This is a genomic window from bacterium, from assembly GCA_041648665.1.
Lineage (GTDB): Bacteria > UBA10199 > UBA10199 > 2-02-FULL-44-16 > JAAZCA01 > JAFGMW01.
The window spans coordinates 1-8,398 of the sequence record JBAZOP010000112.1; the positions used below are offsets into that span (position 1 = coordinate 1).

Below are 8,398 nucleotides of genomic sequence, written 5' to 3' on the forward strand. Positions count from 1 at the left end.
GGAAACCAGGATCGCGATCCTGAAGAAAAAAGCTGAGAACTCCAATCTCAAGTGCCCGGACGACGTCGCCATGTTTTTGGCGAGCTCCATCAAGAACAACGTGAGGGAGCTTGAGGGCTCCCTGCTCCGCCTCAACGCCTTCGCCTCGCTCACGGGAACACCCGTCACGGTGGATCTCGCCCGCGAGGTCCTGGGCACAACGCTCCGCGCCAAGGAGTCCTCCTGCTCGATAGAGTCCATTCAGAAAACGGTCGCAAGCTACTACAGCCTCAACGTCTCGGACCTAAAGTCGCCCAGGAGGATGCGGGTCCTGGCCTTCCCAAGGCAGGTCGCGATGTACCTGTGCAAGAAACATGTCGGCTCTTCTTTCCCTGAAATAGGCGGGAAATTCGGCGGAAAGGACCACACCACCGTAATGCACGCCTGTCGCAAAATAGAGAAACTCTTGAAGTGCGACTCCAAGATTCAGAACGATATCGCCATCCTAGAAAAAGACATCCTCCACTAGAAACCTGTCGATTACTTTTCAACGGCAGCTCTTGATATCCCTGTGGAAGAATAAGATTTGTCTGTTGACAGGCGAGCTTTCGCTGGACTACTTCTCCTTTTGACGCCCATCTCGCGGGCTTTTCCAGCTAGACAAAACATGAACTACATCGTTAAAAACCACGTTGCTTATGAGATTTTTTCTCTTATAAACATATCCACACGCTCTACTACGACTACTGTTTTATCTATATAATCTTTTTTAACAGCATAAGAGAGGACCGGCTATGGAGATAAGAATAACAAGGACTGAGATGCTTAAAGGGTTAGGGCTTGTGCAGAGCATCGTGGAGAGAAAGAGCACGATGCCGATACTCACAAACGTTCTGCTGGAGGCAAGCGGGAAAAACCTTTCCGTGACGGCCACGGACTTGGAAGTGGGAATGAACTGCATCTATCCTGCCGAGGTTGTCTCCGAAGGCAAGGTGACGATTCATGCTAAAAGCTTGTACGAGATAGTTAAGGAGTTGCCTGAGGAGATGGTCCATTTTAAACTGAAGAGCGGAAACTGGGTTGAGATAAAGTGCGGCAAGAGCAACTTCAAGGTCGTGGGACTGGCCTCGGATGAGTTTCCATCCTTACCAAAAAAGGGCTCCGGCCAGACCCAAAAGGCGGACGCAGCTTTTATCCGCGACATGATCGATAAGACCTCGTTTGCCATGTCCAACGATGAGACGAGATACAACCTGAATGGAGTTTATACGGATTTCTCGGGGGCTGAGAATGGCAAGACCATACAGATGGTCGCGACGGATGGTCACAGACTTTCGATCATAAAGAGGGAGGCGGATGTAAAGTGGTGTTTGCCAAAAGGCGGTATAGTGCCCAGGAAGGGCGTTGCGGAGCTGAAAAGACTCGTGGAGACAGGGGATTCTCCGGTTGAACTATGGGCCGATGCAAAACACCTCATAGCGTATCGCGACAACACCACTTTGGTGATAAGGCTTATAGACGGCCAATTCCCGCCTTATGAGCAGGTGGTCCCAAAAAAGAGCAAGAGGGTTGTTTCTGTTAACCGCCAGGATCTCATACGTGCTTTGAAGCGAGTTTCCGTGATTTCCACAGACCGTTCGCGCGGCGTGCGCTTTACCGTGTCGCCGAACAACCTCGACATCTCCGCATCCAACCCAGACTTGGGGGAGGCTAAAGAGGAATTGACTGCGCAGTATAAGGGAGACGCCTTTGATATCGGCTTCAATGCCCGCTATTTTATAGAGGCGCTCCTGTCTATAGAAGACGAACAGGTGGCGCTGCAGCTTGGCGACGAAACCTCGCCATGCCTCATAATGAGCGAGTTCGACCGCGGATTCACCCATGTCATAATGCCGATGAGGCTGTAGGGGCGCATACCCGTAAGATGCACATTGAATCAATAGCGCTGAAAGGCTTCAGAAACATAACAGACTTGCGCTTGGCCCCCGGCCCTGGCGTGAACCTGCTCATCGGGGCGAACGCTCAGGGCAAGACCAATGTCATAGAAGCGATAGACCTGCTTTCTACGGGGTCATCGTTCCGTACGCCCGAATTTCGCGACATGATAGGTTGGGAGGCTACCAGGGCCGAAGTTGCGGCGACTGTGAGCGCGGTGGCCGGCAGGGACCACATAAAGGTCACAATGGACAGCGCCCGGAAGGGCTTTCAGAGGAATGGGAAAAGGGCTCTCCTAAAGGGCACAGCTTCTCTGAAGACCGTGATCTTCGCGCCGGAGGAGATAATGTTGCTCCGCAGCTCTCCCGGCGCCAGGCGAAGATATATAGACGCGTTCATCTCTCAACTCCTCCCTGCGCACAGGGGCAACATCTCCAAATATGAAAAAGTGGTGAGGCAAAGAAATCGGATACTCTCCGATGCCGACGCGCCCAGGGCCGCGCGCATGAAAGAGCTGGCGCCGTGGGACGACCAGCTCGTGGAGCTTGGCGGGAGGATTGTGATCGCAAGGCATGAATGGGTCGAAAGGTTGAACGAACACTTGCCCGGGCAATATATGAAGATCGCCTCGATCGATGGGCGCGCCGAATTTGTTTATGTGCCCCACTGCGGGGCAGGGCTCGTCGGTCAAGGTCTGCCGGCGATCAGGGGAGGGCTTGAGAGACAGCTTGCGGCGCGCAGGGAGGACGAATTCATACGCTGCACAACGCTGGTCGGCCCGCATCGCGACGATCTCGAAGCGCGGATAGGCGGCGCTGCGGTCAAGAGCTTTGGCTCGCAAGGGCAGCACAGGAGCTTTGTGCTGGCGCTTAAACTCGCCGAAATGGCCATGCTCAAGGAGGAGGCCCGCGAGGACCCGATACTCCTGCTCGACGACGTAGCGAGCGAGCTCGATTGCGATCGAAACCGGTTTTTCTTCGAGGCGATAGCCGCAAATACAGGCCAGGTCTTCATTACAGCCACATCCGAGAAGGAGATCGGCCCCATGGGTAGCGGCCGCACTCAGCTGTTTTCCGTGAGCCGCGGCACCGCGGTCGCCCGCAAATAGCGTAAAAACGAAGGTTTGCGCCTGCCTGCGTCCATTCATTGCGCTTTACTTCATAACCCCTCTGTGCTATCCACATGCTCGATCCCAAAACAAGAAAAGCCTTTTAAATCAAGCAATTAAGAGGAAACATGGAGAAACAGCAAGCAGCTGATTCAAAAAAATCCGGCAAAGAGAAAGCGGTTGTTGCGAAGGATGCGGTCAAGACCGGGCACTCCTACGACGCATCCAAGATCAAAGTCCTTGAGGGCCTTGATGCGGTTCGCCGCAGGCCTGCGATGTACATCGGATCCACGAACATCCACGGGCTTCATCAGCTCGTCTACGAAGTGGTCGACAACTCTGTGGACGAATCGCTCGCCGGGTTCTGCACGGACATCGACGTCGTGATCCACATCGACGGCTCGGTGTCGGTCGAGGACAACGGACGAGGCATCCCGGTTGACATGCACGACACTGAGGGCGTCTCCGCGGCAGAGGTCGTTCTCACCAAGCTCCACGCAGGCGGAAAGTTCGATCATTCGTCATACAAGGTGTCCGGCGGTCTCCACGGCGTGGGAGTTTCCTGCGTCAACGCGCTCTCGGAGCAGCTCGACCTGGAAATAAGGAGGGATGGGAAGCTCTATTGTCAGAGCTACAAATGCGGCAAACCGGATGCGCCGCTCGCTGAAAAAGGAAAGAGCGAGCGCAGCGGCACCAAGGTCCACTTCAGGGCCGACAAGAGCATCTTCGAGACCACGGAAGTCAATTTCGATACCCTCTCACAGAGGCTGAGGGAGATCGCATTCCTCAACAAAGGGCTCAAGATTTCGATCACTGACGAACGCGAGAAAGACAAGCAGCACGTCTTCAAGTACGAGGGCGGCATAAGCAGCTTCGTGGAGTTCCTCAACAAGGCGAAGGAGACGGTGCACGGCAAGGTCGTGCACTTCGAGACCGAAAAAGACGGCGTCATCGTCGACGTGGCCATGCAGTGGAACACAGGATATAAGGAGCAGATCTTCTCGTTCGCGAACAACATCAACACTCGCGATGGAGGCACGCATCTCTCCGGACTCAAGTCTGCGCTCACCAGGACGATAAACCAGTACGCCACCAAGAACGAGCTTCTCAAGAAGCTCAACAAGCCCCCCGACGGCGAGGACATACGCGAGGGCCTGTGCGCGGTGATATCCGTGAAGCTCCCGAACCCGCAGTTCGAGGGGCAGACCAAGGGGAAATTGGGCAACTCCGAAATAGAGGGCCTGGTCAAGCAGGCGGTCTACGAGAAGCTCAGCGAGTTCCTGGAGATGAATGGGCCGACGGCTCGCAAGATAGTCGACAAGGCCGTGGTGGCGGCCAGCGCCCGCGAGGCTGCGCGTCAGGCGAGAAACCTGGTCAGGAGAAAGAGCGCGATGGAGGCCGGCACGCTGCCGGGCAAGCTCGCCGATTGCCAGGAGCGGGACCCGGCGGTCTCTGAGCTCTACATCGTGGAAGGCGACAGCGCCGGAGGTTCGGCAAAACAGGGACGCGATCGGAGATTTCAGGCGATATTGCCCCTCAAGGGGAAGATACTCAACGTTGAGAAGGCGCGCTTCGACAAGATGCTCTCCTCGGATGAGATCCGCACGATAATCACGGCGCTGGGCACCGGCATCGGCGAAGAAGACTTCGACATAGCGAAGCTTCGGTACCACAGGATCATCCTCCTCGCCGATGCGGACGTCGATGGCGCACACATCAGGACGCTCCTTCTCACCTTTTTCTACAGGCAGATGCCAGAGGTAATCGAGAACGGGTACCTCTATATCGGACAACCGCCGCTCTATCGCGTGAAGAAGGGAAAATCTGAAAAGTATCTCAAAGACGATGATGCGCTCGAAGGGTTTCTCATAGATCTCGGAGTCGAAGGGATAACCGTCGAACCCAAGGGCGCCGACAAACCTTACTCCGGCAAGGCGCTCGCGAAGATCACCCGCCAGTTGATCCACTACTCCGGCATACTGGATATCCTCAAGGCAAGGAGGGATCCGAGGGTAATAGATGCGGTGGTGGAGACGGAGGCCATCAACCACACCGTGCTGTCCGGCGCGCAGAAGAAACTGGACTCGGCGTTGGACGAGATAGCCCAGTATCTGCACAGGCGATATCCGGAGCTCTCCGACTTCAAAATGGATCAGGGTGACGATCCCAAGAACGAGGCGAAGAGGGTCGTGTACAACACCATATGGAACGGTTTCCCCAGGGAGACGGTGATCGACATCGAGTTTCTGCATTCCCCGGAGTTCCGGGAACTCAAGTCGCTATACGATGAGTTCTCGAAGCTTGGGAAGGCGCCGTATGCGGTGACGCGCGACGGGGAGTCGATCGAGCTCGCGAGCCTCTTGCAGGTGAAGGAGTACATACTGACGGAGGGCAAAAGGGGCTACGACATCCAGCGCTACAAAGGCCTGGGCGAAATGAACCCGAGCCAGCTTTGGGAAACCACCCTCGATCCGGAGCGCAGGACGCTTTTACAAGTGCACATCGATGATGCCGTAGAAGCAGACAGCATCTTCTCCGTATTGATGGGGGATCAGGTGGAGCCTCGCAGGGAGTTCATCGAGAAGAACGCGCTCTACGTCCGCAACCTGGATATATAACCCAGGTTACGCTATCTTCAGGCTCTTCAAAAAATCCTGGAACGGTTTGTAGTATGCCGGGAACTTCTCGTCTGGGAAGCTGGCGGTCATGTTTATGGCCAGTTTCTCCTTGAGGAGGGTGACCTGGATCTGTTTCACGATCTGACCTTCCTTGATCTTAGGGGCAGGCCGATCCGGCTGTTGCTGCTTGAGCATCTCGGCCATCGCGGAGACGTCCCAGCTGCATATCATCATTTTGCCGCGCACGCCGGATATCGCTATGTCCTTCTCATCGGAGATCTTGAGGTCCTTGATGCCCCTCTTTACGATGGAATCCCTGATCCGTCCGAAATACGTGGCAAGGTCTATCTCGCCCGGGAGGTATTCCTTGGTGACGATTACATTCGGCTTGACGTTGGGGTCTTCCGAAGGCAACGTGAGCGTGAGCATGCCCTGGACATTCCAGTCCTGCGGCAGGTCGGCTGTCAATTCGGCCAGCTCAATTCTCGGCATAACGCCTCCTTTTCAGGCGCTCAGGGATAGCATTTAGAAACAAACGGTCAAGCGTATTCAGAGGAGACGGACCTTGGAGAGCAATTTCAGGGTAAACAAGAAGGAGAACGGCCAGAGGCTGGACCTCTGGCTCCAAGGCAAACTTCCAGGCGCCTCGAGGAAACAGGCGAAGGCCATGTTGGATGCCGGGAGGGTTCTCGTAAACAACCGCAGGGTCGTGATCGCCGGCTGGGAGCTGGCTGAGGGCGACGAGGTGGAGATCAGGCCCCTTCTTCGGAGTCTGTCTGAGAAGGAGGAAGGGGGGCAGGGGCAGCAGCCGGAGAGGCAAAGGCATCAGGAGGTGAGGCGGCAGGCCGGACCGCAGACCGCCGGGATATCTTCTTCCATCGACAGGCACTTCGCCAGGAAGAAGGCCAAGAGGAAAGCGAAGGACAGGCCGCAGCGCAAGGAGACCCCGTCCGTCCGGGTATATTACCAAGACCGCGACCTCGTTGTGGTCGAGAAACCCAGCGGGTTGCTCTCGGTCCCCAATGACAAGCAGGACACCAGGGACAGCATGCTCGATCGCGTGCGCTCGTTCCTCAGGCGGAAATTCCGCGACAAATCCTCGTTCGTCTCCCCGCTCCACAGGCTGGACGCCGAGACCAGCGGCATCATGGTCTTCGCGCTCTCCAAACAGGGGCAGAGGCTCACCGGCCAGTTCAAGGAGCACTCGGTCCAGCGCTCCTACGAGGCGATCGTTCAGGGCCGGATAGAGAAAGAACAGGGAGTGATAAACAAGCCGCTTGAGAAGGGCGAATTCGACGACGGCAGGAAGGTGAGGACGGTCGAGGGCGAAGGCGGCATGAAGGCGATCACCGAGTACAGGGTCAAGGAGCGTTATAAGAACGCGACGCTCCTCGACGTCACGGTGCGCACAGGCCGCACTCACCAGATCAGGGTGCACTTGGCGTCCGAGGGTTTCCCCGTGCTGGGTGACGCGCTCTATGCGAACGAGCTTGCGGAGAAATATCCCGAATTGATGGACGAGGTGGATCGCACGCTCGGCTTCCGCAGGCACGCTCTGCACGCGGCGTCGCTCGGGTTCAAACACCCCGCGAACGGAAAGAAGATGACCTTCCGCTCACCCATGCCGGATGACATGAAGGCAATCCTGGATTTCCTTCGTTCGTCGGTCTAGCCCCAGTTTCGGATTATTTCGAACGAGTTCGTTTTATCTATCCTGCCTTCGCAACTGCAGGAGACGACATCTCCGCGTTTTGCAGCGTCAAAATCGGCGTTGGTCTGGGATGTGTTTTTGTCCAGCCTTACGACCTTGAGAAGCTCTCCGCTTTTTCCGCACAGGACCAACTCCCGTTTGCCCTTAGATACGAGCGGGCTGGAGACGACTCGCCAAAGGCCGTGACTCATGACCGGTGACTCGTGATTGGCGGGCTTGAAAATCAAATAGCTCATCTTCAGATGCGTGTGATCCATGCCTGAAAGTCGGTCGAGCTCAATTAGAAATTCCGGCGGCTCCCAATTGATGTAGAAGTGGCACCAGTCGCGTTCGTTCGCCGCTAGCATGGGGCATTGTTTTTGATGGAGACAGGGTGCGGTCACCCGTGCGACCCCTCCATCGACGAGGCTGTCACGCAATTTCATGAGTGGCCTTGCGGTTTCGCGCAGCGCCGGGTCGATGATTATGAACGAGCCATTCTCCTTGAGAAAGTCGCGGGCAAGTTCAGTGCTGATCTTGAACGCCTGATCTTCAGAGAGCTCATTGAGCACGTTGGCTGCGATGATGACGTCGAAGCGCTGTTTGGCCAGAACCTTTTGCAGTGTCTGCTTTGTGATGTCGAGGGTGGCGGACTCGAACGAGTGGTGCGGAGGCGCGATCTTCTTAAACAACTCGTGGGCTTTCTCCAATGCCGGCCGAATCCTATCTATTGCCGCGATCCTAATCCTGGCATCCGGCTGCTTCATTGAGAAGAACACGGATGCAGCGATGGATGCCGTGCCTGGACCTGAGCCTATATCCAGCACCGATATGTCGTCGCCAGGGGTATCGATCTGTCCCAGGCAGTGCATGACTTTGACCGCGTTGGGGATCAGGAATGCTGCGAGGTAGGCGGAGAGGGCATAGGGATCAGACAGATAGTCCAGGGGCATCGCTGCGCGTTCGCTTGTGAACGCCAGCGAGAGCTGCTTGGCGGCCTTTGCGATTCGTCCTCGGTCGTGCGGCAACGAATCCTCTAGTGCAGCTGCAAGCCTTCGAATTATCTCT

Annotated in this window: 7 protein-coding genes; 5 read left to right on the plus strand and 2 right to left on the minus strand. The window is 56.1% G+C overall.

Annotated features, from left to right (window positions below; genetic code table 11):
* From WC683_18095 to gyrB, 4 genes are all read left to right on the plus strand, one after another.
* On the plus strand, nucleotides 1-508 hold a 508-nt coding region (locus WC683_18095; GenBank protein ID MFA4974522.1), incomplete at its 5' end, for a helix-turn-helix domain-containing protein.
* A 265-nt stretch (nucleotides 509-773) separates the two neighbouring features.
* The gene (gene dnaN, locus WC683_18100; protein MFA4974523.1) at nucleotides 774-1,886 is read left to right on the plus strand and encodes a DNA polymerase III subunit beta; all 1,113 of its coding nucleotides are present in this window, start codon (nucleotides 774-776) and stop codon (nucleotides 1,884-1,886) included.
* 17 nt (nucleotides 1,887-1,903) lie between these two features.
* Entirely contained in the window at nucleotides 1,904-3,022 is a 1,119-nt protein-coding gene (locus tag WC683_18105) for a DNA replication/repair protein RecF (GenBank protein ID MFA4974524.1), read from the plus strand.
* 128 nt (nucleotides 3,023-3,150) lie between these two features.
* Entirely contained in the window at nucleotides 3,151-5,640 is a 2,490-nt protein-coding gene (gene gyrB / locus WC683_18110) for a DNA topoisomerase (ATP-hydrolyzing) subunit B (GenBank protein ID MFA4974525.1), read from the plus strand.
* Between the two features lie 6 nt (nucleotides 5,641-5,646).
* Here gyrB and WC683_18115 read toward each other — a convergent pair whose 3' ends face one another.
* Nucleotides 5,647-6,132, minus strand: coding sequence for a hypothetical protein (locus WC683_18115; GenBank protein ID MFA4974526.1), 486 nt, complete (start codon nucleotides 6,130-6,132; stop codon nucleotides 5,647-5,649).
* Nucleotides 6,133-6,205: 73 nt separating this feature from the next.
* On the opposite strand from WC683_18115, the gene WC683_18120 reads away from it, so the two are divergent.
* Nucleotides 6,206-7,312, plus strand: a complete 1,107-nt coding sequence (locus WC683_18120) for an RluA family pseudouridine synthase (protein ID MFA4974527.1) — start codon at nucleotides 6,206-6,208, stop codon at nucleotides 7,310-7,312.
* Here the strand turns inward: WC683_18120 and WC683_18125 are convergent.
* A partial coding sequence (locus tag WC683_18125) for a small ribosomal subunit Rsm22 family protein (protein MFA4974528.1) occupies nucleotides 7,309-8,398 on the minus strand: 1,090 nt, incomplete at its 5' end. The genes WC683_18120 and WC683_18125 overlap by 4 nt on opposite strands.

What these genes read in the sequence shown, in the direction of transcription:
- dnaN (MFA4974523.1), top strand. Translation starts at nt 774, where the DNA reads ATGGAGATAAGAATAACAAGGACTGAGATGCTTAAAGGGTTAGGGCTT.
- WC683_18105 (MFA4974524.1), top strand. Translation starts at nt 1,904, where the DNA reads ATGCACATTGAATCAATAGCGCTGAAAGGCTTCAGAAACATAACAGAC.
- gyrB (MFA4974525.1), top strand. Translation starts at nt 3,151, where the DNA reads ATGGAGAAACAGCAAGCAGCTGATTCAAAAAAATCCGGCAAAGAGAAA.
- WC683_18115 (MFA4974526.1), bottom strand. Translation starts at nt 6,132, where the DNA reads ATGCCGAGAATTGAGCTGGCCGAATTGACAGCCGACCTGCCGCAGGAC.